General features: G+C 63.5%; 18 protein-coding genes. 15 read left to right on the top strand and 3 right to left on the bottom strand.

Annotation, left to right across the window (positions count from 1 at the left end):
* Nucleotides 1-128: 128 nt before the first annotated feature.
* From AC1DJW_RS21685 to AC1DJW_RS21655, 7 genes are all read left to right on the top strand, one after another.
* Nucleotides 129-1,475, top strand: coding sequence for an acyltransferase family protein (locus AC1DJW_RS21685; protein ID WP_459340928.1), 1,347 nt, complete (start codon nucleotides 129-131; stop codon nucleotides 1,473-1,475).
* The gene (locus AC1DJW_RS21680) at nucleotides 1,472-1,828 is read left to right on the top strand and encodes a GNAT family N-acetyltransferase (RefSeq protein WP_284754377.1); all 357 of its coding nucleotides are present in this window, start codon (nucleotides 1,472-1,474) and stop codon (nucleotides 1,826-1,828) included. Before AC1DJW_RS21685 ends, AC1DJW_RS21680 begins: the two co-directional genes overlap by 4 nt.
* Nucleotides 1,829-2,154: 326 nt before the next feature.
* A complete protein-coding gene (locus AC1DJW_RS21675) occupies nucleotides 2,155-4,788 on the top strand; it encodes a SpaH/EbpB family LPXTG-anchored major pilin (RefSeq protein ID WP_476902488.1) in 2,634 nt (877 codons plus the stop codon).
* Between the two features lie 238 nt (nucleotides 4,789-5,026).
* Complete coding sequence (locus AC1DJW_RS21670) at nucleotides 5,027-8,575, top strand: DUF7927 domain-containing protein (protein ID WP_476902487.1); 3,549 nt, start codon at nucleotides 5,027-5,029, stop codon at nucleotides 8,573-8,575.
* A 43-nt stretch (nucleotides 8,576-8,618) separates the two neighbouring features.
* Complete coding sequence (locus tag AC1DJW_RS21665; protein WP_476902486.1) at nucleotides 8,619-10,091, top strand: SpaH/EbpB family LPXTG-anchored major pilin; 1,473 nt, start codon at nucleotides 8,619-8,621, stop codon at nucleotides 10,089-10,091.
* 99 nt (nucleotides 10,092-10,190) lie between these two features.
* Nucleotides 10,191-11,147 (top strand): class C sortase, encoded by a 957-nt coding sequence (locus AC1DJW_RS21660; protein ID WP_476902485.1) that lies wholly within the window; start codon nucleotides 10,191-10,193, stop codon nucleotides 11,145-11,147.
* Between the two features lie 63 nt (nucleotides 11,148-11,210).
* Nucleotides 11,211-11,420: a YegP family protein gene (locus AC1DJW_RS21655; protein WP_390282597.1), complete on the top strand. Its 210-nt coding sequence runs from the start codon at nucleotides 11,211-11,213 to the stop codon at nucleotides 11,418-11,420.
* A gap of 346 nt (nucleotides 11,421-11,766) precedes the next feature.
* Here AC1DJW_RS21655 and AC1DJW_RS21650 read toward each other — a convergent pair whose 3' ends face one another.
* The gene (locus AC1DJW_RS21650; protein ID WP_459340923.1) at nucleotides 11,767-12,102 is read right to left on the bottom strand and encodes a hypothetical protein; all 336 of its coding nucleotides are present in this window, start codon (nucleotides 12,100-12,102) and stop codon (nucleotides 11,767-11,769) included.
* 203 nt (nucleotides 12,103-12,305) lie between these two features.
* Here AC1DJW_RS21650 and AC1DJW_RS21645 point away from each other — a divergent pair, with 203 nt between their 5' ends.
* From AC1DJW_RS21645 to AC1DJW_RS21625, 5 genes are read left to right on the top strand one after another with little or no spacing between them, the layout of a single operon-like run.
* A complete protein-coding gene (locus AC1DJW_RS21645) occupies nucleotides 12,306-13,916 on the top strand; it encodes a pyridoxal phosphate-dependent decarboxylase family protein (protein ID WP_476902484.1) in 1,611 nt (536 codons plus the stop codon).
* Nucleotides 13,913-15,253: a lysine N(6)-hydroxylase/L-ornithine N(5)-oxygenase family protein gene (locus AC1DJW_RS21640; RefSeq protein WP_459340921.1), complete on the top strand. Its 1,341-nt coding sequence runs from the start codon at nucleotides 13,913-13,915 to the stop codon at nucleotides 15,251-15,253. The genes AC1DJW_RS21645 and AC1DJW_RS21640 overlap by 4 nt, the downstream gene beginning before the upstream one ends.
* Nucleotides 15,250-15,840, top strand: coding sequence for a GNAT family N-acetyltransferase (locus AC1DJW_RS21635; RefSeq protein WP_390282601.1), 591 nt, complete (start codon nucleotides 15,250-15,252; stop codon nucleotides 15,838-15,840). Before AC1DJW_RS21640 ends, AC1DJW_RS21635 begins: the two co-directional genes overlap by 4 nt.
* Nucleotides 15,837-17,693, top strand: a complete 1,857-nt coding sequence (locus AC1DJW_RS21630; RefSeq protein WP_476902483.1) for an IucA/IucC family protein — start codon at nucleotides 15,837-15,839, stop codon at nucleotides 17,691-17,693. Before AC1DJW_RS21635 ends, AC1DJW_RS21630 begins: the two co-directional genes overlap by 4 nt.
* A 42-nt stretch (nucleotides 17,694-17,735) precedes the next feature.
* A complete protein-coding gene (locus AC1DJW_RS21625) occupies nucleotides 17,736-18,530 on the top strand; it encodes an SDR family NAD(P)-dependent oxidoreductase (protein WP_390282603.1) in 795 nt (264 codons plus the stop codon).
* On the opposite strand, the gene AC1DJW_RS21620 is transcribed toward AC1DJW_RS21625, so the two are convergent.
* Together AC1DJW_RS21620 and AC1DJW_RS21615 are read right to left on the bottom strand one after the other, a co-directional pair.
* Complete coding sequence (locus AC1DJW_RS21620; protein ID WP_459340918.1) at nucleotides 18,478-19,560, bottom strand: FUSC family protein; 1,083 nt, start codon at nucleotides 19,558-19,560, stop codon at nucleotides 18,478-18,480. The two genes, AC1DJW_RS21625 and AC1DJW_RS21620, sit on opposite strands and share 53 nt — an antisense overlap.
* A gap of 193 nt (nucleotides 19,561-19,753) precedes the next feature.
* Nucleotides 19,754-20,614, bottom strand: coding sequence for a sugar phosphate isomerase/epimerase family protein (locus AC1DJW_RS21615; RefSeq protein ID WP_476902482.1), 861 nt, complete (start codon nucleotides 20,612-20,614; stop codon nucleotides 19,754-19,756).
* Between the two features lie 255 nt (nucleotides 20,615-20,869).
* On the opposite strand from AC1DJW_RS21615, the gene AC1DJW_RS21610 reads away from it, so the two are divergent.
* The 3 genes from AC1DJW_RS21610 to AC1DJW_RS21600 form a co-directional block, all read left to right on the top strand.
* Nucleotides 20,870-21,865 carry a substrate-binding domain-containing protein gene (locus AC1DJW_RS21610; protein ID WP_284754399.1) on the top strand — a complete coding sequence of 332 codons (996 nt, stop codon included), beginning with the start codon at nucleotides 20,870-20,872 and terminating at the stop codon, nucleotides 21,863-21,865.
* 70 nt (nucleotides 21,866-21,935) lie between these two features.
* Nucleotides 21,936-22,985 carry an ABC transporter permease gene (locus AC1DJW_RS21605; RefSeq protein ID WP_284754400.1) on the top strand — a complete coding sequence of 350 codons (1,050 nt, stop codon included), beginning with the start codon at nucleotides 21,936-21,938 and terminating at the stop codon, nucleotides 22,983-22,985.
* A 12-nt stretch (nucleotides 22,986-22,997) separates the two neighbouring features.
* On the top strand, nucleotides 22,998-23,434 hold a 437-nt coding region (locus tag AC1DJW_RS21600; protein ID WP_476902481.1), incomplete at its 3' end, for an ATP-binding cassette domain-containing protein.

Genomic DNA, 23,434 nt, shown 5'->3' with positions numbered 1-23,434 from the left:
TGCGGCTCCACAGCTTCGTTCCGGCACGCAGGCCCCGGGCCGCACCCACGAATTCACGCAGTCCGCCCGCTCTGGTTCCCGCCGTCGAGCGGGCGGACAATGGTCTCAGCAGTTCGCGAGGGAGCGCAATGGGATTCTCGAGGCAACAGAAGACGTCGGCGGGCATGGCCGCATTTGGCCGCTCGCGTGATCCCGTGATCGATCTCGCCCGGTTCTTCTGCCTCATTCTGGTGGTGCTCTCGCACTGCATGATGGTCAGCCCGGTCCTGCACCCCGACGGGACCGTCACCACCGAAAACACGCTGATGGAACAGCACTGGTTCGAACCCGTCCTGTGGGTGTTCCAAGTGATGCCGCTGTTCTTCGTCCTTGGCGGCATCACGGGACTGGAATCGTGGCGTCGCTTGCGTGCGCGGGGCGGCTCCGGCGTCGACTACGCTCAACTGCGTCTCTTGCGCCTCATCCGTCCGGCAACCGCGCTGCTGGCCTCGATGTTCGTGGGGTTGTGGGCCGCAAGCCTACTCGGCGTCGACCCGGAAGTGGTCCAGCTCATCGCGACCGGGGCGGGAATGCCCTTGTGGTTCCTGGCCGCGTACCTCGCTACCCAACTGAGTGTTCCTCTGCTGGCCCGCCTGCACGGACATTCCCCGTGGTTGACCCTCAGCGGGCTCGTCGCCGCAGTGATCACCCTGGACTCCCTGCGCGGAGCGTTTCCGATGCTCGCCTTCGTCAATATGCTCTTCGTGTGGTGCGCGGTCCAGCAATTCGGCTTCTTCATTGCCGACGGCATCTTCGCCGGACGCAGCCGGGGCTGGTTCGCGGGGTTGATCGTGGGCAGCAACCTGCTGCTGGGGTTCGTGACCGGGATCGGGGTCTACTCCGGAAACATGATCGTGGACCTGAATCCGCCCAACTTCTGCATGCTGCTGCTGGGCCTGTCCCAGGCGGCGACCCTCCAATTGCTGCGCCCTGCTCTTGCCTGGGCGGCCGGCGTGCGCTGGATCCGCTGGATGGTGACCGTGGCGGGCCGACGGTCCATGACGGTCTATCTGTGGCATTTGCCGCTGCTCGCAGCCATGTCGGGGCTGCTTCTGCTCACCGACTTCCCCAAGCCGGCGGCCGGTACAGCCGAATGGTGGTGGGCCCGCCCGCTTGTGCTGCTCGGCGTCCTCCTGCTCTTGCTCCCGGTCCTGCTGCTGTGCGGCAGACTTGAAGAGCGCCCGACGGCGGCCAGCCACGCGCGCGGCAGGACGCACGTCGCGGTGGTGACTGCCGGCGTCGTGGTCTTCATTCCGGTAGTGGACGCCGCCTTCAACGGACTCACGCTGACACTCCTCGCTGGGGGAGCGGCGTGCTTCGCGCTGGGAGTGTTACTGCTGGGACGGGTGCCTGCCGGAGTCCTGTCCCCGGCGGTTCCCGGTGCCCCTGCGGTGCCATTGCCAGAGCCCGGTTTACGTGCGAATCTCGACTCATGACTGAGTTCACGGATTCAACCGCAGAGTCGTTCAGCCCGGACGTGACAACGGTCAGGAACGACAAATTCCACCGCTACGAGCTTCTGGTTGACGGTGAAGTAGCCGTGATCTCGCAGTTCATGGACAAACCCGGCCACATCGACTTCCTCCACACCGAGACGCGCCCCAAGTTCAAAGGCCGCGGGCTGGCCAAGGTCCTGGCGCACTTTGCCTTGGATGACGTCGTCGCCTCCGGCAAGCGGATCATCCCGCATTGCCCGTTCATCGCCGCCTATCTGGGCAAGCATGAGGGCTACGAGCTCGACGTCGACTGGCCGCCGGAACCGCCGGTGGGGGAACCGGGGAACGATTAGTCAGTCCGCCGTGCCCGGCCCGTGCCTGGCGGCGTGGCAAAGGCAATGGCATACAACGCACGCCGCGTGAACCCCGTCCCTGCAATCAAGGGTCACGTAGAAAACGCGGGGCTTTCCCTCGCGGTCCAGCGGCATGGGTTGAATCATCTAAACTTCCCGTCGAGTGGTGTTCTTTGAGTGGTCGTGTCATTGATGAGTGGGCGCTGACGCCGGATCGTGACGCAGTTTTGTGATACCCGTGGCGTAAACAAGCTCGGTGCCGTTGACTAACCGGGTTCGAAGTAAAATTCAAGTCACAAACTCTGTTGCTGTCACACTGGGTTGCTATGGGGCAGGTTTCAAAGGACGGTTCGGAGGGTGGGGACGCGTCGTTGACCGTCGGGCACAGCGACCCTCAAATCATGGCGATGGTGCGTGACGGCGATTTTTCCGCCTTCGATGTGCTGTTCCAGCGACATGTGGCAGCGGCCCAGTTTGTTGCCCGCGCGCAGACAGACAATGCCAGTGACGCCGACGACGTCGTGTCCGAGGCTTTTGCTTCGATTTTCCAAGCCCTCACTGAGGGCAAGGGACCGGACCAGTTCTTCCGGTCCTATCTTCTGACCGCCGTGCGGCGAATTGCCTACGACCGGAACCGGAAGGCAAGGCGTACTCAGGTCGTAGGCGACGTCGACGTCTTAGATACCGTTGCCGTCGACGCGGACACCGTTCTGGACGCCTTTGAGTCCAGCACCATGGCGAAGGCGTTCAAGTCGCTTCCGGAACGCTGGCAGGCGGCCCTCTGGCACGTGGACATCGAAGGTCTGAAACCTGCCGCAGCCGCACCCTTTATCGGATTGAGCCCCAACGGCGTTTCGTCACTCGTGATCCGGGCGCGTGAGGGGCTCCGGCAGGCCTACCTGCAAAACCACATCAGCTTGGACAGTGACGACCCATGCGCCGAATTTTCGAGCCAGCTGGGAAAGTACGCCCGCGGCGGCCTGAAACGCGCGTCCTACGAGAAGGTCACGGCCCACTTGGAGGAGTGTCCGAAGTGCACGGCCGTGCTGATGGAACTCAACGATGTCCAGGCGGGCATGAGGGCGCTTGTCTTCCCCTTGGTGGTCGGGGTGGTCTTCACACCGGAAGTGACCGCCGGATTCCTCCCCGGAACCGTACTGCTGGAGACGCTTCTCCCCGGCGGGGTTCTCCCGGAGCCATTCCTTCCCAAGCCGTTCCTTCCCAAGACGCTCCTTCCGGGAGGGGCCGAACCGGCCGCCGCCGGACTGCGCTCAGTGGGTGGAGTTTGGACGATGGCAGTCGCCGCGTTGGTCGTGGGCGGCCTCGTGATCGGGGGCATCCTCGCGTGGCTGGGACAGGCCGGCCCGGCGCCACTCGCTGAAGCCGATGTTCCGAGCAGCGCGCCGTCGGCCCCACAGTCCGTGCCGGAACGGCCCCCGACGGCACCAACGGCACCCGCACCGAGCTCGGCGCCGACGGCGGACGCGTCCGCCATCGCGGTGCCGGAACCCCCGGCGCCCGCGCCAATCGCGCCGGAAGCGGTTCCTGTGCCGCAGCAGACGGTCAGGGTGGTTGATTCCGAACCCGTCATCACAACCCCCATTCGGCTGACGGGTTCGTTGACTATCCATAAGTATGAGAAGCCGGCCACGGCGACCAGTCTGCCCAACGATGGAACGGCTTTGACCGCCGCGCAGTTGCAGGGGCTGACGCCGATGGCGGGGGTGACGTTCACGGTGCAGAAGGTGAACAACATTGACCTGACGACCAACGCGGGCTGGGCTGCGGCGGAGGCCCTGGCCCCCGCCCAGGCCGCGGCGCAGGCAGCGAGCCCCGGCTCTATCACGACGACGGACGGGACCGGAACGGCGACCCTGAGAAACCTTCCCCTGGGCCTGTACCTCGTGACGGAGACCGGCTATCCGGCCGGTGTGACTCCCACGGCCCCGTTCCTAGTGACACTGCCGATGAAGGATCCTACCGGCGGGAACGGCTGGTTGTATGACGTGAACGTCTACCCCAAGAACGCGGTGACCGGGGCGACGAAGACCGTCAACGATGCGTCCGTCGCCAAACTCGGGGACAACGTGCAGTGGACCATCACCTCCGACATCCCCAATGTCAGCCCGATCGATGGGTACAGGATCGTCGACAAGCTGGATTCGAAGCTGAGCTACACCAACTCGACCGTCGCGCTGTCCAACAACGCGGCGTTGGCGCTGAATACGGATTACACGATCGTGTTCGATGCGGCCACGAATACCCTCACGGTCGACTTCACCGCCAGCGGGCGCGCCATTCTGGCTGCGAACCCCACCGCAAAGGTCCTGGCGACGGTGAATTCCACGGTGAATACCGTTGGTGAGATCACGAACACGGCTCTCTTCTACCCGAGCGCGGCCAGTTTCAACATCGCCCCTGGCCAGCCCGGCGGTCCGGTGGTCATGCCTCCCGTAAGCACCACCAAGTGGGGCAACATCGTTTTGCACAAGAAGGATTCCCAGAGCTCTGCAGCGCTGGCCGGCGCTGTGTTCTCGGTGTACCCGAGCCAAGCCGATGCCTTGGCCGGCACCAACGCGATCAGCGTCGCCGGCGTCAACTCCTGGACCACCGACGACAGCGGCAACCTGGTGATTTCCGGTCTGCGGTACTCCGGCTGGGCCAACGGGGCGGCCGTGGGCACGGGCCAGCCCGGGTACCAGTCGTACTGGCTGGTGGAGACGAAGGCCCCGGCCGGGTATGCGCTGCTCGCCGAGCCGGTCGAGACCGCGGTCACCGGCAACGATCCCTCGACCGTGACGGTGACGGTCGAGAACGTCATGGCGAACGCGGCCGGGTTCCGGCTGCCGCTCACCGGTGGCGTGGGTACCTGGGCCCTGACCGCGGGCGGGATCCTCGTGCTCGCAGGCGCAGGCCTCTTCACGGTCACCGGCCGCCGGAAGCGCACCAAAACAAAATAAGCACTCCGCGGTGCTGGCTGCCCGGAACCTGAGCGAGCGATGTCACGTTCTGAAAATATTTTCTGATTTTCGCGTCACGATCCGCGAATAGCTCCTACTACTTTAGTGGGTGGCCGTTTCTCCACACTTAATTCAAAAAATTGAATCTGTTTTCTGCGACACGAATCGTGGGAAGCGCGCACTTGAAGGCTAGAGACCATCTGCGTGCCTGCTCCCGAAAGTGATGCAAGAAAAGCCCATGAAGCAGTCCCTTCCAGCCAAGCTGCTGGCAATTCTCCTCGCCGCCACGATCGTCTGCCTTGGCCTGGGCGGCGCCCTGCCTTCACCCGCGAATGCGACCACGCCGGGTACGCCTGGTGTGCCCCAGCCGGGCAAGCCGGTTTACACCGAGGACTTCTCCCGTTTTCCGGATACAACGGCAAACGGGGCGAAGTCATACTCCGCAAACGGATCAATCAATTATTGGGGTGACTACGGCGGGACGACTACGACCTATTCGGGATCACCGCAATGGATCAACGGAAGCCGCTGCAACGGGATCATTCTGAACTACGTGAACTGGAATCTCCCGCCGTGGGCCCGGTCGGGTGACGCCAGCTGGAGCTCCGGCGTCAACGGTCGCTGCTCAGATGCCGATGGGGTTCGCAGCTACGAATTCCTTCGGATGCTGGCCTTGGCGATGGGGCAGCAGTTCGGCCCGAATTCGCCGTCGACCTACAACGTGGTGAGCTCCTACACCGAATGCCAGACCAACTCGACCACCAGCGGCGCCTGCGACACCCTACCGGTTGGCCCGAATGTCGCCACCGGTAGCGTCATGTTCAAGACCACCCAGCCGATCCCGACGATCCCCGGTCACTACTACGCCTTCAGCGTCAACACCGCGTACATGAACTGCGGGATCGCGGGCGGTGACCCTGGTTACCAATTCGCCACCGTGGATCCGGTCACCGGTGCTGTCATCAGCAACCTGGGTACTCCGCTCAACGGCTGCTCCTCGACCAGCAGCCCGAACGTGAAGACCTCCACGCAGACGGTGACGAGCAATGTCGGCGGAACCCTCGGCACCGTCGCGAGGACCGTGAATGTCGCTTCGATGACCACAAACCAGGCATTTAAGGCGACCAGCACGGGGACTGGTCTGCAGATGCACAACACGAACGGGGCCACCAGAGGCAACGACGGTGCGTTCAGCAACATCAAACTCGTGGACGCAACGCCTCAACTGGACAAGTCGTTCAGCCCGGCGTTGATTGTTCCGGGTCAGACCTCGACGGTGACCCTGACGGTGACCAATACGAGTGAGTTGAACACGAAGAACGACTGGAACATCACGGACACGCTGCCTGCCGGCGTCGTCATCGCACAGAACCCCGCGATCGGTGGGACGTGTTTCCAGGTGGCGGGCGCACCCTTCGTCAAAACAGGAGTTCCCGGATCAAGTGTCTTCACGGCCACGGGCGGTGACCTTTTCACGGGGCAGGCATCCTGCACCATCACGTTCAATGTGACGGCAGCCGCAGAGGGGACATATGTCAACGGCCTGGCCAACATCGTGACCAACCTCAACCCGCCGGCGAACGCCACTTTGACGGTCCGGGCGCCGCGGATCACGTTGACGAAGGCGCTCGGGGCGCCGCGTCAGGCGGCGACGGATCAGTTCACGATGCAGATCCGCACCGGCGGCGCGAATGGCACGGTGGTGAACGACCCCGCGAACTCGACAACGACTGGTACGGGATCGTCAGTAACTGCGGGATCCGGCACCACCGGCGCCTACTCGGCCACGGCCGGAACAACGTACACCCTGAGCGAAGCGGCCGCCGGAACGGCAAACCTTGCCTACTACGCCAGCACCATCTCCTGTACGGACTCGTCCGGCTTGCAGTCCGGGTTGCCGAACGGCGCAACTTTCACCGGATCCCTGGCCATCACACCGGTGGCCGGGGCCAACATCGCCTGCACCTTGTCAAACAGCGCACTCGCAATGCCCATCATCAATGTAGCCAAGCAGGCGGGCGCCGTCACCGGTCCGGATACGAACGGCAACTATGTCGCCAACTACACCATCACCGTCTCCAACACCGGCTCGGCAGCCGGGAGCTACGGCTCACTGGCCGACATACCGGCATTCGCCCCGAACCTGGCTATTACCGGTGCTTCCTGGACAACGTCAGGGGCCGGTGCTCCCGCTGGCGGCTCGCCTCCGACCTCCGGTCCATACGCGCTGGCCCAGCCGGGTGTCGCCATCGGCCCGGGAATCACGCACAGCTTCAACCTCGCGGTGACGTTCCACTACACAAACAGCAACCAGCCAACGGCCTGCGCCGGTCCCGGGACAGGCCTGTTCAACTCGGTTGCCTTGCCGGCAGGCCAGGAGCACGGCCCGACGACGGACAACTCCGCCTGCGGTTCCCTCCTGCCCAATCTGGTGGCCTCCAAGAGCGTGGAGCCGGCGGCCGGTACCGTGGTCCAACCCGGACAGGTCCTGACGTACTCGCTGACCTTCGACAACACAACCGGTACCGCGCCGGCTCCCGTCAGTTACACCGACTGGCTCGGGAACATCCTGGATGACACAAGCTTCGTGGCCAATTCCATCACCACAACCACCACAAGCGGCACTGCCCTGGTGGTGGCCAACAACTCGGGGGCGGCACCACCGACCCTGGGCATCACCGGCACGGTGGCTGCAGGGGCGAAAAGCGTCGTCACCTATCAGGTGAAGGTCAACAACGCCGGCACCCTGGGCAATGCCTCGATCGCGAACTACCTGACACCCTCGACCACCACCACTCCGCCAACGAGCTGCCCGGCCGGCAGCACCACTTGCACCGTCAATCCCGTGGGCTCATGGACGTTGGGCAAGTCTGCGTCCCCGGCCTCGGGAACGTCCATCAACCCGGGCGACCCGGCCGCGAGCAGGGTGATCACGTATACGGTGACCGCCACCAATTCCACGGTGAATCCCATCACCGGCGTGATCCTTAGCGATGACCTGGGCCAGGTACTGAACAACGCCACGTTCACCGCAGGTTCGGCGAAGCTGACCATCAACGGGGGCACACCAGTCGCGGTTCCTGATCCCGGTGCTGACAGCAAGCTGACCAGTCCCTCTTTCACCCTCCCGGGCAATGGCACGGCGGTTTTGACCTACTCGGTGACGGTCAACGCGAACGCTTGGCTCGTCACCCTGAAGAACGGGGCAACCGGCAACGGGATCAGCCCGCCTGCACGGTGCGTCACGGGAAGCGCGGCACCTCTCGACCCGGCCTGCTTCACCACGAATCCCACTACCGGCCACCTGTTCGTGCAAAAAGCAGGAGCCGGGTCAGTCCAGGGTTCCACCGCCCAGCTGACTGGCTCGACCTTTGAGATCCGCAATGACGCAGCGGGGCAAACGGGCACGACAGTTGTCGGAGTGAACAGCGATGTGTTCGGGTCACCCGGACTGGTCGAGGTCAGGAATCTGCTTCCAGGGACGTACTGGCTGCTCGAAACCAAAGCCCCGAACGGTTACTCGCTCCTCGCGACCCCCGTGAAGTTCACCGTTGCGGCGAACGGCGCCATCGTCTTGGACACGGCCACCGCGGGAACGTCAGTAACAGTCAACGGCTCGACCATCACCGTTCTTGACATGGCTGCTGTCAAACTCCCATCGGCCGGCGTACCAGGCACTGCCGGCCTCTTCGCAGCGACCCTCGCAGGACTACTGCTTCTCATGATTTCCCTCGCCCTCATCATCTTCAGGCGAGCGGACAAGACCCCACAAACCCAAACTCCGTAGCGCAGATCGGCGCACATCAATGGGGGAACACGAAAGGAACACGATGAAATCATCGAAGGTGAGGCGCGGCATAATAGCCTCTTTGGCCGCAATAGCCTCAGCGGGCATGCTTGCCCTCGGGGCGGGAGGTGCAAGCGCGGCGAACACCGCGAACATCGACCCGTCAAAGACGGGTTCGTTGACTATCCATAAGTATGAGAAGCCGGCCACGGCGACCAGTCTGCCTAGCGACGGAACGGCATTGACCCCGGCCCAGACCGCGGCATTGACCCCGATGGCGGGGGTGACGTTCACGGTGCAGAAGGTGAACGACATTGACCTGGCGACGAATGCGGGCTGGGCTGCGGCGGCGGCCCTGACTCCGGCTCAGGCCGCGGCGAAGGCGGCCACCCCGGGCACCGCGGTCACGACCGACGCTACCGGTACGGCGACTCTGGGGAGCCTTCCCCTGGGCCTGTACCTGGTGACGGAGACCGGCTACCCGGCCGGTGTGACTCCTTCTGCCCCGTTCCTGGTGACGATACCCATGACAGACCCAACCGGCGGGAATGGCTGGATGTATGACGTGAACGTCTACCCAAAGAACGCTGTGACGACAGCCACGAAGAGCGCTAACGATGCGTCCGCCGTCAAGCTCGGCGATACGGTGCAGTGGACCATCACCTCCGACATTCCCAATGTCAACCCAATTGACGGGTACCGGGTGGTGGACAAGCTTGATTCGAAGCTGAGCTACAGCAACTCGACGGTCGCGCTCTCCAACGGGACTACCCTGACGCTGGGCACGGACTACACCATCGTCCCCGACGCGGCCACGAATACCCTCACGGTCGACTTCACCGCGAGCGGCCGGGCCATCCTGGCCGCCAACCCCACCGCCAAAGTCCTGGTCACGGTGAACACCACGGTGAACGCGGTCGGTGAGGTCGCGAACACGGCCCTTGCCTACCCGAACGCGGCCAGCTTCACCGTCACCCCGGGCCAGCCCAACGGCCCGGCCGTGACCGCGCCGGTAATAACCAAGTGGGGCAACATCGTGCTGCACAAGAAGGATTCCCGGAGCTCCGCAGCCCTGGCCGGTGCCGTCTTCTCGGTGTACCGGACCCAGGCCGATGCGCTGGCCGGCACCAACGCAATCAGCGTCGGAGGGACCACTTCCTGGACCACCGATGCCGGCGGCAACCTTGTGATCTCCGGTCTGCGGTACTCCAACTGGGCCAACGGGGCAGCCGTGAGCCCGGGCGAGGCCGGCTACCAGAGCTACTGGCTGGTGGAGACCAAGGCCCCGACCGGGTACGCGCTGCTCGCCCAGCCGGTCGAGACCGCGGTCACCGGCAACGATCCCTCGACCGTGACGGTGACGATCGACAACGTCCTGGCGAACGCCGCCGGATTCCGGCTGCCGCTCACCGGTGGCGTGGGAACCTGGGCCCTGACCGCGGGCGGGATCCTCGTGCTCGCAGGCGCAGGCCTGTTCACGGTCACCGGCCGCCGGAAGCGCAACGAAGCAAAATAGCACTCCGCGGTGACCTGCACCCCTTGATGCAGGGTATGGGGCATCCACCAACTGGTGGATGCCCCATGCTGCTCCCGTCCATCAAAGCAAGAGGCACCAATGACTCAAACCCTCAAGGAATTCATGGAGGGTTCCGAAACCGGCCCGAAACACGACCAACCTCGGCGCCCGCGTAAGGCATTGCGTGGACGCACAAGCATCCTGCGCGGCCGTATCGACCGTAGATTTGTCACGATGATGGTCATCGCGGCCATCGGGCTTGGCCTGGTCCTCTACCCCCAGGCAGCGGACTGGTTCAGCTCTATCTCGCACAACAGCAAACTTTCCGGCTACGCACAGGAAGTCGAACAACTCGAACCCTCAGCCCGGACGAAAGTCTTGGACCGGGCACGCGAATACAACTCCCGCATCCCCACCGGACAGCTGCGGGACCCCTACTCCGCGCACGCCCCCGCGACGGCTTTGGAAGGGCAACTGAAGGACTACCAAAGCCAGTTGAACGTCGCCAATGACGAGGTGATCGGAAGATTCCGCTACCCCTTCGTGAAAATCGACCTGCCGATCTTCCACGGAACCAGCGACGACGTCCTCGCCAAAGGAGTCGGCCACCTCTACGGATCCTCCCTTCCGGTAGGAGGCCCCGGCACTCACAGCGTCCTGACTTCGCACTCAGGAATCCCCAATGCCGAGCTCTTCAACCCCCTCCATAGCTCCAAAACGGGTGACATCTTCTCCACGGAGGTCATGGACCACACGTTCCTGTACCGGGTGAACAGGATCGAAGTGGTCAAACCGGATGACATTTCCTCACTGAAAATCACCCCTGGCCAGGACTCCATCACCCTGATCACATGCACCCCCATCGGCGTGAACTCGCACCGGCTCCTCGTCCACGCCTCCCGGATCGCAGACCTCCCCAAAGACGCACCGGAACAGAAAACCCTCGCAGGACGCCAAGCCAACATCGGATTCCCGTTCTGGATTGTCTACTTCATCGGCGGCCTGCTCACCTTCTACCTGGCTTCCCGTGTGTGGAACCGTCGACGAAGCCGATGATCCAAAGGCTTCAGGCACGCAAGGGCCCGAGGCACACCTACGTCCAGACAAGGAAGCACCACAATGACATCGCAATTCAATCTCTACGTTGACGCGGACTCCCGTCTGCGCTTCCAACTCGTCACCGGAAATGGAGACGTGCTGCTCACCTCCACCGCTTTTGAGGACCAGGATGCGGCAATCGCAGCAATCTGGTCAGTTCGCGAGGCCGCCGTCAAGGGGCGCATCGTTGATCTCACCGGTTCGACGCCGGAAAACCGCCCCGCCGACTAAGTCCAGCCCAGGGATTTGGACAGACTTTCGGAAACATCTTGCGGCGTTCGCGACACGATTCGCACCCCAGCGACACAAAGTTAGTGCCTGGCATGGGATGGAATGAGACTCCTGGCGGACTTATTGGGGGGCCGCTACGGAGGCGTTCCCGATGGACCTCATGTCAGGCCGTGCCCATAGGGCCGCGCGCCCCCATGCGACCCGCGGCCCCGGGCGCGTGCAGGGATCAACGGATCCCTGCACGGCGTGCGGCTGGATCTGAGACCCCCAGCCGCACGCCACCTCTGCCATTGCCGTAATCAGGCCGAACTGCCGCCGCGGAAGTCCTCCATCGCCGGGCGGGTGCCTACTTTTGCGCCTTCCTTTTCTGCCATTGCCAGGCGTGCCAGAAAAGCAGTGTCGCCAGGATCAAGGCGGCGGCCTGGAGAAGCTGCGGGGTCATGTTCATCAGGACGTACGCGAACGGCATCGTATTTCCCGGGCTGGGGATGAACGGGGCCATGGCCTCATTGATGATCACCATGATGGCTATGACGAGAGCCACCTCCAGCACCCACAACCCGATGATGAACGGATTCACCGAGGCCCTCCGAGGCGCCTCCGTTGTCTCTAGGCGATGCTCCAGCGCATTGCCGTGCTCGTCGATTTCGCGGAATTCAATCCTGGCCCGAGCCTCGTCCATTGTCCGTTCCCCCCCCCGGTTTCGTGTGCCGGTGCCCCTGCAGTGAGGCTCGAAAGGCGCACTTTCAGGCACTCTACCGCGGGTACGCCACCTCCGTGAATTAGGACACGAAAGTTTGACGAAAAGGTAAACCTAAGTAAGGCTTACCTTTGTTTGCTAGCGAAGCAAGCCCAGTGTCTCAACCCCGACGGAAGGAAGCCGACGTGACGTCGCCCAGTGTCGAAGACCGGATTGAACCGGACCAGGATTTTGGCTCCCGTGTGGAGCTGGCCCTTGCGGCCACCAGCCAGCTTTTCAACGCCCGAAATTCGCCGAGCTACGTCGCCCAGGTGCTGCAAGGTGTCAACGCGGTCGCCACGAAAGTGCAGCGCGCCGCCCAACCGTTCACCGGCGTCGGGCATGGCGAAATGGCGGCGCGAGTGGCCGCCGTCGACCTCTCACGTCCGCTCCCGGACACTGCCGCCGCCCTCGAGGAACTCGACGAGCTCTATCTGCGGGACGCCATCTACTTCCATGACGCACGCTACGCCGCGCACTTGAACTGCCCTGTGGTGATCCCGGCGCTGCTCGGCGAAGCGGTGCTGTCCGCCGTGAATTCCTCCATGGACACTTGGGACCAGAGTGTTGGGGCAACGATGATCGAGCGCCGCCTGATCGACTGGGCTGCCGAACGGCTTGGCTTCGGACAAGGCGCCGACGGCGTGTTCACCTCGGGAGGCAGCCAGTCCAATCTCCAGGCCCTGCTCATCGCCCGGAACCATGCCGTGGCCAAGCTTCGGGCCGAAAGCGGCGGGGGTCGGCTACCTACGCTCCTTGAGCGTCTGCGGATCTTCACCTCGGCGGACAGCCATTTCAGCATCCAGAAGTCGGCATCCATGCTGGGACTGGGCTTCGACGCCGTGGTTGCAGTGCGGACCGGCGCAGATCACCGCATGGATCCCACCGCTTTGGCGGCGGCCCTCGCGGAAGCGCACGATGCCGGTCTGGTGCCGGTGGCGGTTGTAGCCACCGCCGGGACTACTGACTTCGGAGCGGTGGACCCGCTCGCAGAGCTCGCTGCCTTGGCCCGTGCCTATGATTCCTGGCTGCACGTTGACGCTGCATACGGCGGCGGCTTGCTCGTCTCCAATCGCTACCGGCATCTCCTCGAAGGCACCCGCCTGGCTGACTCGGTGACCGTGGACTTCCACAAGACCTTCTTCCAGCCGGTGAGTTCCAGCGCCGTGCTGCTCCGCGATGGCGCCATGATGCGCCATGTCACCTATTACGCCGACTACCTGAATCCCGAGAGCGCTGCGCTGGCCGAAATCCCCAACCAGGTGGACAAGAGCATCCAGACCACCCGCCGTTTCGATGCCCTCAAGCTCTGGCTGACGCTGCGCATCATGGGCGCCGATGCCGTCGGCGCGTTGTTTGACGAGGCGATCGATCTCGCCGGACGCGTCGGCTCCCTGCTCGCCGACGATCCGGACTTCGAACTCGCGTCGAAACCGCATTTGAGCACCCTCGTTTTCCGCTACCGTCCGCTCGCTGGGGGAGTCAGGCTCGGAGAGGACGCAAGCGATGTCCTCAACCCCGCCATCCGCGCCGCGATCTTTGCCTCGGGGCAGGCTGTTGTTGCTGGAACCACAGTGGCCGGCCGCCACTACCTGAAATTCACCCTGCTCAATGCCGAGGCCACCCTGGGCGACATTAGGGAAATCGTCGAGCTCATCAGACGAACCGGCGAGGACCTTCTCGCCGATCGGGCGGCCGATCGGGCGGCGGATCGGGCGGCCGATAAGGCGACTGGGCAGGCAGGGGCCGCAGCGTGAGCACCCACGAACCGGACAGCAAGATCTACGACGTCGCGGGCATCGGCGTCGGGCCCTTCAACCTGGGCCTCGCCGCCCTCAGCGAGCCGCTGGACGGGCTGGAGTGCGTGTTCCTGGAGCGCCGCGAATCCTTCGACTGGCACCCTGGCATGATGCTGGAGCCCGCACACCTACAGGTCCCGTTCCTGGCAGACCTGGTGACCTTGGCTGATCCCACATCGAAGTACTCGTTCCTGAACTTCCTCAAACAGACCGGCCGTCTGTACCGCTTCTACATCCGCGAGAACTTCTACCCGCTGCGTGCCGAGTTCAACCAGTACTGCCAGTGGGTGGCCGGGCAACTGCGATCGGTGCGTTTTAGCACTGATGTGCTAGATGTGGCGTACGACGACGGCGTGTACCGGCTTTCGGTCCAAGGCCCGGACTGCGCTGAGGTGCTTCGCGCCCGGCGGCTGGTTCTGGGTACCGGAACATCGCCGCACGTTCCCAAGGCCTGTGCGGGAATTGTGGACGGGGGCGGACTTGTCCTCCACAACGCCGACTACCTGTTGAGGAAGAGTGAACTCCAATCCAAGCGCAGCATCACCATCGTGGGCAGCGGCCAGAGTGCGGCTGAAATCTACTACGAGCTACTGCAGGAGATCGACGTCCACGGCTACCAACTGAATTGGGTGACGCGCTCGGGCAGGTTCTTCCCGCTGGAATACAACAAGCTCACGCTCGAAATGACCTCGCCGGACTATGTGGACTACTTCCACTCCCTTCCGCCGGAACAGCGCGATTCGCTGATCAGCAGCCAGAAGAACCTGTACAAGGGCATCAACTCGGAGCTGATCGACAGCATCTACGACCTTCTCTATACGAAGAGCCTTTCCGGGATGGTCGACACGCAACTGCACACCCACTCCAGCCTGACGGTAGCGGAGTGGGACCCGGCAACTGGCAGCCACACCCTGCAATTCCGCCATGAAGAACACGGCCGCGACTATTCCTTGGACACCGAGGCCGTAGTGCTTGCCACCGGATACTCCTACAAAGAGCCCGGGTTTCTCGGGGGCATCGAGGACCGTATCCGTCGTGACGCGAAAGGCCGCTTCGACGTCGCACGAAACTACGGCATCGGCGTCGAACCTGGTGAGATTTTCGTCCAGAACGCAGAGCTTCACACCCACGGCTTCGTCACTCCGGACTTGGGCATGGCGGCATACCGAAACTCCTGCATCCTGCGCGAGATCACCGGCGAAGAGCCCTACCCCGTTGAGCGCAGCATCGCATTCCAGCAGTTCGGGGCCCCGGTTGATGCGTCGGCCGAGCTTGTCGCGGAGGTTGGCGCGTGAGGTTCAGCTTCCGGCCCGTTGATCCGGCTGCCGATGCACCTGTCCTCCACAGCTGGGTGAGCCAGGAGTACGCGCGCTTCTGGGGCATGTTGTCCTCCACAGTCGAGGACGTTGTGGAGGAGTACTCGCGCCTCGCTGCCAGCAGTCACCACCAAGCGTTCCTAGGGCTCGACGACGGCGTCCCCGCCTTCCTGATGGAAAGGTACCTGCCCGCCGAATCACCTTTGGCCGGCGCCTACAACGTGTTGCCCGGCGACATCGGGATGCACCTTCTTGTGGGGCCTCCTCCCGGTCCTCCCGCTGCCGGGTACACCACCGCCGTCATGCAGTCCGTCATGGCGTACCTCTTCGAAGATCGCGGAACAGAGCGCATCGTGGTGGAGCCGGATGCCCGCAACCACAAGATCCACATCCTCAACGAGCGCGTGGGCTTCCGGCCCGGCGGGGTGGTGACGCTTCCCGCCGTCGACCTTTCCGAAAACCGCAAGCAGGCCCTGCTCAGCTTTTGCAACCGCGCGGATTTCCACGCGACCCTGAACCCCATCCTGGCCGCGCCTGCCGCGGCGACCCTTGGAGAGACCCCGTGACCACCACAGCTGAAACCATCGCCAGCCAAGCCGGCTCATCCACGTCCCACCTGAACCCCGAACGCTGGGCAGTGGCCAATCGGCACCTGGTCCGCAAGGCGCTCGCCGAGTTTTCGCATGAACGCATCCTGACGCCGGAGTTGCTCAGTGAAGCTGGCACCGGCCTTGGCCTCTACTGCGTGGTCAGCGACGACGGGACAGTCGAGTACCGCTTCCGTGCCAGGATCCTGGAACTGGATCATTGGTCCATTCCAGCGGAATCAATTGTACGGATCGAGCGCGGAGCCGCCGGGAATGTCCCCGGACTGCCCCTGGATGCGTTGTCCTTCATCACCGAATTCCGTGACACCCTTGGCGTCCGCGAGGAAATGCTGCCGGTGTACCTCGAGGAAATCAGCAGTGCGCTGGCGAGTCACGCCTACAAACAGGGCGCCTGCAGAAGCTCGGCGGCCCTGATTGCCGGAATCTCCAGCGATTCGGACCCTTCGGCCGGCTTCCAGGCGATCGAACGGAGCATGAGCGAGGGTCACCCGTGTTTCGTTGCCAATAACGGCAGGCTGGGCTTCGGCATCTTGGACTACCACTCCTTCGCCCCGGAAACGGGTGCCGCGGTGCAACTGCAATGGATCGCGGTCCACCGGAGCAAGGCCGAGTTCACCTCCAGGGCCGGACTCGATTACCGCACCCACTTCGAGGCCGAACTCGGCGCGGCCACCCTGGCCGGATTCGACGCGGAGTTGTCGGCCAACGGGCTGGATCCGCAGGACTACTTGCTGATGCCGGTCCATCCCTGGCAGTGGGATAACAAGCTCAGCGTGACGTTTGCGGCAGAAATCGCCCAGCGCCACATCGTCCACCTGGGTACCGGGGAAGATGTCTACCAAGCACAACAATCCATTCGAACGTTCTTCAACACCAGCTCGCCGGAGAAGTCGTACGTCAAGACGGCGATGTCCGTGCTGAACATGGGCTTCATGCGAGGTCTATCGCCGGAATACATGAAAGCTACACCGGCTATCAATGATTGGCTCCAGGAACTCATCGAAAATGACCAGGAGCTCCAGAACCGGGGCCCGGCCATGATCCGTGAGACCGCGGCCATCGGATACCACAACCACTACTTCGAGGCCGCTTCGGCCAAGGGATCCCCGTACCGGAAGATGCTCTCGGCGCTGTGGAGGGAGAGTCCGCTTCCCTTGCTCAAGGAAGGCCAACAGTTGGCCACGATGGCTTCGCTTCTGCACGTCGACGCCGACGGCGTTCCGGCGGTCTCCGCGCTGATCGCGCGCTCCGGACTGGCCCCACGCGAGTGGCTGCGTCGCTATTTCGAGGCGTACCTCGTGCCCGTGGTCCACTTCCTCTGCGAGTACGAGCTCGCGCTCATGCCGCACGGTGAAAACGTCATCCTGGTGCTGGAAGACGGCGTGCCGGTCCGGGCCATCATGAAGGACATCGGCGAGGAAATCGTGGTGATGGGGGAGCGGTTGCAGCTTCCGGAAGAGGTCTCCCGCATCAAGGCGGAGATCCCGGCGGAGGAAATGGTGCTCGCGGTCTTCACGGACGTTTTCGACTGCATTTTCCGTTTGCTTGCCGCGATTCTTGTGGAGGACGGCACGCTCGGCGAGGACGAATTCTGGGCGACGGCCGCCGTCGTCGTGCGTGAATACCAGGAGCGGCACCCGGAACTGGCGGAGCAGTTCGCCAGGCACAATCTTTTCGCGCCGGACTTCGAGCTTTCATGCCTGAACCGACTGCAGCTGCGCAACAACCAGCACATGCTGGACCTCGCGGATCCGTCCGGCGGCCTCCAGATGGCCGGGCGGCTGACAAACCCGCTGGCGAAGTTCACGTAGGCGGCCGGCCCACTCCAGGCCCGACGGGACTAGTCTGGGCGCATGACAACTCGTGCCAACGAACTCACCGCTTTGGTCACCGGTGCTACTGCCGGACTCGGTGCGCAATTCGCCCGCCAGCTTGCCGAATCCGGCCACCACCTCGTCCTCGTGGCCCGCGATGAAAGCAGGCTGCGGGCAAGCGCCGAGGTGCTTGAGCGGGACTTCAGTATCTCTGTGGAGGTCCTGCGCGCAGACTTGACCTCCGACGTCGGGGTTGCGGCTGTGGCGGCCAGGTTGCGGGACGCTTCGCGGCCGGTGGACGTGCTGGTCAACAACGCCGGAATCGGTTTGCTGAACTCTTTCGAGAAAAACGATGTGGAAGACGAAAAGCGGCATTTGCGGCTGCATGTCCAGACGCCCATGGAGCTGTGCCACGCGGCGTTGGGGGTGATGTTGGCACGCAAGTCGGGCCGGATCATCAACGTTGCGAGCGTTGCGGCATTCGCGAACCGGGGAAGCTATTCGGCGGCCAAGGCCTGGCAGGTCAGCTTCAGCCGTTGGGCGAACACTGCGTATGCCGGCAGCGGCGTGAAAGTCACCGCGGTGTGCCCGGGCTTCACCCACACGGAGTTCCACGATCGCATGGGCATGGACAAGTCGGTGGCTCCGCGCTTTTTATGGCTGAAGGCCGAGCGCGTTGTCCGGGAAGGGTTGGAAGACAACGCCAGGGGCAAAGGAGTGTCCATTCCGTCGAAGCGCTACAAAGCGCTCACCGCCGTCATGCGCTTCCTGCCGGCGAAGCTTACGTCGGGTCCGCCTCGCCTCGCCGCGAAGGAATCCGGGCCCGCGAAGTGAGCCGCGGCGCCTGGACGAGCACCGCCACCGCAATCCCGATCACGGCTCCCACGAACGTCTCCACCCCGCGTTCCAGGACCAGCACACCGGGATCCGCGGGCGCCGCCAACTGAGTCATGAGCAGGATGACCGGAGTGAAGAACACCATGGCCCAGCCGTAGTGCCGAGCCATGAATAGCTCGGTGGGGAACTGGAAACCGATCACCAGCAGGGCAAGGATGATGGTGGTTTGTCCCGGGAAATAGTGCAGCGGAGACAGTGGTCCCGGAAAGAGTACGACGGCGACAATCGCCAATCCGAGGAACGTCCCCACGATGCGGTGAATGCCGCGGTGCAGGCGGCTCGGCACATCGGCTCCGGCCAGCGGAACGGCGGCGGCAGCCATGGCCCAGTGCGGGTGCCCGCTGCCCGTGAGCACTCCGCAAGCACCTGCCGCGCCGACGGCGAGCACATACCGGGCCGCGTGAAGCCCGGCTGCTTGGCGCAGCCGCGCCGAGGATGCCGGAATGTCCCGGACGGCGCCACGTTCCCACACCCGGTACAGAAGCCACCCGGCAAAACCCACCACCATCGAAAACGCTGCCGATGCCGCGCAGATCAGGACCGCGGCAAGGAAAGGGAGGTGCGCGGGGACGGAAGCGCATGCTCCAAGGGCCAGGATCCCGAAGAACGGGCCATTGGGTTTGAGCCGTACCTTGTCCGAGAACAGCGAGCCAACACCCGCCAGGAGCGCCTCGACTACTACCAATCCCCATGAATGGATATGGGAGACGGACAAGAACGTGCCCACAGAGACGCCGGCCAGGAGTACAGCCGCGGCCTGGGCCTGGTGCTTGAGCCGCAGTTGATGCGATTCGGCACGACCGTACATGCCGGTCAGGGCGCCGAACACGGCGTAGATGATGAGGTCCGCCCGGCCAACTGCGAGAAGCACGAGTGCCGGCACGGCGACGCTCAGTGCGACGCGGACGGCGGCCAGGTGATCGTTGCTTGCCGGTGGAACGGTGTGGAGCGCACGGGCATGGGCCATGATTGATCGCAACGGGACACCACCAATCAATTCAGTCGATCATTGGGAAGTTATCAGCACCCCAAGATCCGCGCCATTAGCTGGGTCACAACGTTAACTTGTGCGTCCCCACCCAACTAGCTCGCAGTAGTTGTCGTTTTGGGGCCTCATAACGACATCAACTGCGAGCTAGTTGGGTCCGGCGGGAGGGGCGTCAGGCCGGGAAGCATCGCAACGCCGTCGAGCGGGCGGATTCCAGCGCTTCGCGAACGGGACGTGCGCGGTGTTCTTCGGAGAGGATTTCCACGCCCCACGGCCCTTTGAAGCCGATCGCCTGGAGCGTTGTGATGAACCCTGCGACGTCTTGGTCGCCCTCTCCGCAAAGGCGGCGATTGTCGCGAGTGTCCTCGAAGAGCGTCCCCTTGATTTCCGCATCAGCGTCATTGAGCTCGACGCCGAAAATCTGATCGGGGGTAAGACTGCGGGACAGCTCATCCAAGCTCGTTCCAGCCCGGACGACATGCCAATAATCAACCACCAAACCGCAGTCCGGCATATCGACAGATCGCATGAGCTCGGCCGCCGCCGGCATCGAACCGACCATCGAAAACGGCATTGGCTCGAGCGCAATGCGGGTCCCTCGTTGTGAGGCTTCCTTTGTCAGGTGCCGCAGCGGTTCCACCAGGAATTCGAGATCATCCAGGGGCTCACCGAACGCCGTTCCTATCTTGATGAAGCGCGCGCCCAGTGTTTCGGCCGCCTCGAGCAGCAGTTCGAATTGCGGCTTCCATTCGTGGGAGCGGGATTCGTCCCACCAGTTGCTGAGAAGCTCGACTTCAACGTGGCGGAAACCTGCTTGATCGATGAGTTTCCTGAGCCCGGAGAAGCCGATGGTGTCCCTTGCGGCCACCAGGTCGTCGTACGCCAATCCGAACCCTGCCCATCCGGTGGAGGCGATGGCTTCCAGTCGTTCGCCCAGGGGGACCGGGCTTGTCTCGGGGTTGGTCAAAGGCGCGATGTCTCCTGCGCTGGTCCAGCAGGTCGCGATTAGTTCGGGTGTGCTTGAGTACGTCATCGTTCTCCTCGCGACAGTGCGCGGCTAGTTACGGCAGGTGAGGGCGCGGATACCCAGTCACAATCTAATTGGAACGCTCCATTGACAATTGGTCAAGCCTTGATTTAGCGTTGGAGCGTTCCACAAAGCGATCTGAATCACATTGCGAAAAGTGGATCACATCCGTTCATAGCTAGATGGTTCCGGCGTCCCCTGCCTTCGACGGCACAGATAGGGGTCGACGGTCGAAGTACGCGACATCAAAGGAGATTTCACGTGGCAAAGCTCAATTGGCGGCGGGGCGCAGTGGCGCTGGCCGTAGTACCGCTTCTGGCCCTGGCAGCCTGTTCCAGCGGAGGCGGGAAGCCGGCTGACACCGCCAACGCCGCCGGTGGCGGACAAGCCGCCAGCACTCCCCGGATCAAGGTGGCGCTCATCACCCACGCCGAGGCTGGGGACACGTTCTGGGACATCGTCCGCAAAGGCGCGGAGGCGGCGGCCGCGAAGGACAATGTCGAGGTTCTTTATACGAGCGACGCCGACGCGGGGCGCCAGTCCCAGCTGGTGCAGCAGGCCATCGACCAGAAGGTTGACGGCATCGCCGTCACCATCGCCAACCCGGGCGCCATGAAGGACGTGCTGAAGAAGGCCACCGACGCCGGCATCCCGGTGGTGAGCTTCAACGCCGGCGGTGACGTCTCCGCGCAGATGGGCGCGTTCACCCACTTCGGTTCCAATGAGACCCTGGCCGGCGAAGCGGTGGGCGCCAAGCTGGCTTCGCAGGGCTACAAGCACCCCATCTGCGTGATCATGTCACAGGGACAGGTGCAACTCGAACAGCGGTGCGCAGGCGTGAAGACGAAGGTGCCCGGGACCGAGATCCTATATGTCAACGGGGCCGATATGACGGCGGTGCAGTCCACTGCGACGGCGAAACTGCAGGCCAGCAAGGACGCTGACGTGATCATCGGGTTGGGCGCTCCCTTCACCTTGACCATTCTCAAAGCCGTGGCAGATGCCAACAGCCCGATCAAGGTGGCCAGCTTCGACCTGAACCCCGCGCTGGCGCAGGCGATCAACGATGGCAAGGTGCTGTTCACGGTGGACCAGCAGCCGTGGCTCCAGGGCTACTTGTCCATTGACTCGATCTGGCAGAACAAGCTTGGTGGTTTCAAGGTCGGTGGCGGGCAACCTGTCCTCACGGGCCCGACGATCGTGGACAAGTCCAACATTTCCGACGTTCTGAAGTTCGTTCAGCAGGGCATCCGCTAATCCGATGACCGCTCGGCTCGCGCGGCACGATTTCCTTGCCGCGCGAGCTGATCGAGAAGAAAGGTATTTCATGGCTTTAGTTACTGCCCCGGCACCCAAAACTGCCGCGGATGAGCGGGTCGCGAAGCGGAGCCCGTTGAGCAAGTTGATGGCCCGTCCTGAAGTCGGCGCCCTGGTGGGGGCCGTTGTTCTCTTCATTTTCTTCGCTTCGGTGTCCGGCACGTTTACCCAGCCGAATGCTTTGGCAACGATCCTGTACGGGTCTTCCACGATCGGGATCATGGCGGTGGGGGTGTCGCTGTTGATGATCGGGGGCGAGTTCGACCTCTCCACCGGCGTGGCCGTGATCTCCTCGGCGCTCACCGCTTCCCTGTTCAGCTGGTATTTCTCGATGAACGCCTGGGTCGGAGTGGTGATTGCACTGCTGGTTTCCCTGACGATCGGCTTCATCAACGGCTGGATCCTGGTCAAGACGAAGCTGCCGTCCTTCATCGTGACGTTGGCGACGTTCCTGATGCTCACGGGCCTGAACCTGGCCCTGACCCGGCTGATCGGCGGGTCCGTGTCCTCCCCGTCGATTTCGAAGCTGGATGGTTTCGAGTCGGCGCACGCGGTGTTCGCGTCCTCGATCAGCATCGGCGGGGTCGAGGTGAAGATCACGGTGTTCTTCTGGATCATCCTGGTCGCCATCGCGTCCTGGGTCCTGCTGCGCACGAAGGTGGGGAACTGGATCTTCGCCGTGGGCGGGGACGCGAACGCGGCCCGGGCGGTGGGGGTGCCGGTGACGAAGACGAAGATCGGGTTGTTCATGGCGGTCGGGTTCTGCGGCTGGATCCTGGGCATGCACAACCTCTTCGCCTTCGACGCGGTGCAGTCCGGTGAGGGCGTGGGCAACGAGTTCCTCTACATCATCGCCGCGGTGATCGGCGGCTGCCTGCTCACCGGCGGGTACGGTTCGGCGGTGGGCGGGGCGATCGGTGCGTTCATTTTCGGGATGGCGAACAAGGGCATCGTGTACGCGCAGTGGAACCCGGACTGGTTCAAGTTCTTCCTGGGCCTGATGCTGCTGCTGGCCACCATCGTGAACCTCATCGTCAAACGCCGCGCAGAGCTCAAGTAAAGGGGCGGACCAATGAATGCCAAACAGATCGACCAGCAGACCCTGCTCCGGGACGAAAAGGACCCGCTGACCCACACCCCCGTGCACCTGCTCTCCCTGGACGGGGTGGGCAAGCACTACGGGAACATCATCGCCCTGCGCGACGTGACGATGGCCGTGGACAACGGCCGGGTGACCTGCGTGCTGGGGGACAACGGCGCGGGCAAGTCCACGCTGATCAAGATCATCGCCGGCCTCCACCAGCACGACGAGGGCGTGCTGCACGTCATGGGCGATGAGCGGAAGTTCAACTCCCCCCGCGACGCCCTGGACGCGGGCATCGCCACCGTGTACCAGGACCTGGCCGTGGTCCCGTTGATGCCGATCTGGCGGAACTTCTTCCTCGGCTCGGAACTGACCACCGGGTTCGGGCCGTTCAAGTCCATGGACGTCCAGAAGATGAAGGACAT

It is taken from the genome of Arthrobacter sp. 05L417 (assembly GCF_056397865.1).
This window is presented reverse-complemented; position numbering and strand designations above follow the sequence as displayed.

Coding starts and splice junctions, on each gene's coding strand:
- AC1DJW_RS21685 (WP_459340928.1), top strand. CDS start 129: ATGGGATTCTCGAGGCAACAGAAGACGTCGGCGGGCATGGCCGCATTT.
- AC1DJW_RS21680 (WP_284754377.1), top strand. CDS start 1,472: ATGACTGAGTTCACGGATTCAACCGCAGAGTCGTTCAGCCCGGACGTG.
- AC1DJW_RS21675 (WP_476902488.1), top strand. CDS start 2,155: ATGGGGCAGGTTTCAAAGGACGGTTCGGAGGGTGGGGACGCGTCGTTG.
- AC1DJW_RS21670 (WP_476902487.1), top strand. CDS start 5,027: ATGAAGCAGTCCCTTCCAGCCAAGCTGCTGGCAATTCTCCTCGCCGCC.
- AC1DJW_RS21665 (WP_476902486.1), top strand. CDS start 8,619: ATGAAATCATCGAAGGTGAGGCGCGGCATAATAGCCTCTTTGGCCGCA.
- AC1DJW_RS21660 (WP_476902485.1), top strand. CDS start 10,191: ATGACTCAAACCCTCAAGGAATTCATGGAGGGTTCCGAAACCGGCCCG.
- AC1DJW_RS21655 (WP_390282597.1), top strand. CDS start 11,211: ATGACATCGCAATTCAATCTCTACGTTGACGCGGACTCCCGTCTGCGC.
- AC1DJW_RS21650 (WP_459340923.1), bottom strand. CDS start 12,102: ATGGACGAGGCTCGGGCCAGGATTGAATTCCGCGAAATCGACGAGCAC.
- AC1DJW_RS21625 (WP_390282603.1), top strand. CDS start 17,736: ATGACAACTCGTGCCAACGAACTCACCGCTTTGGTCACCGGTGCTACT.
- AC1DJW_RS21620 (WP_459340918.1), bottom strand. CDS start 19,560: ATGGCCCATGCCCGTGCGCTCCACACCGTTCCACCGGCAAGCAACGAT.
- AC1DJW_RS21615 (WP_476902482.1), bottom strand. CDS start 20,614: ATGACGTACTCAAGCACACCCGAACTAATCGCGACCTGCTGGACCAGC.
- AC1DJW_RS21605 (WP_284754400.1), top strand. CDS start 21,936: ATGGCTTTAGTTACTGCCCCGGCACCCAAAACTGCCGCGGATGAGCGG.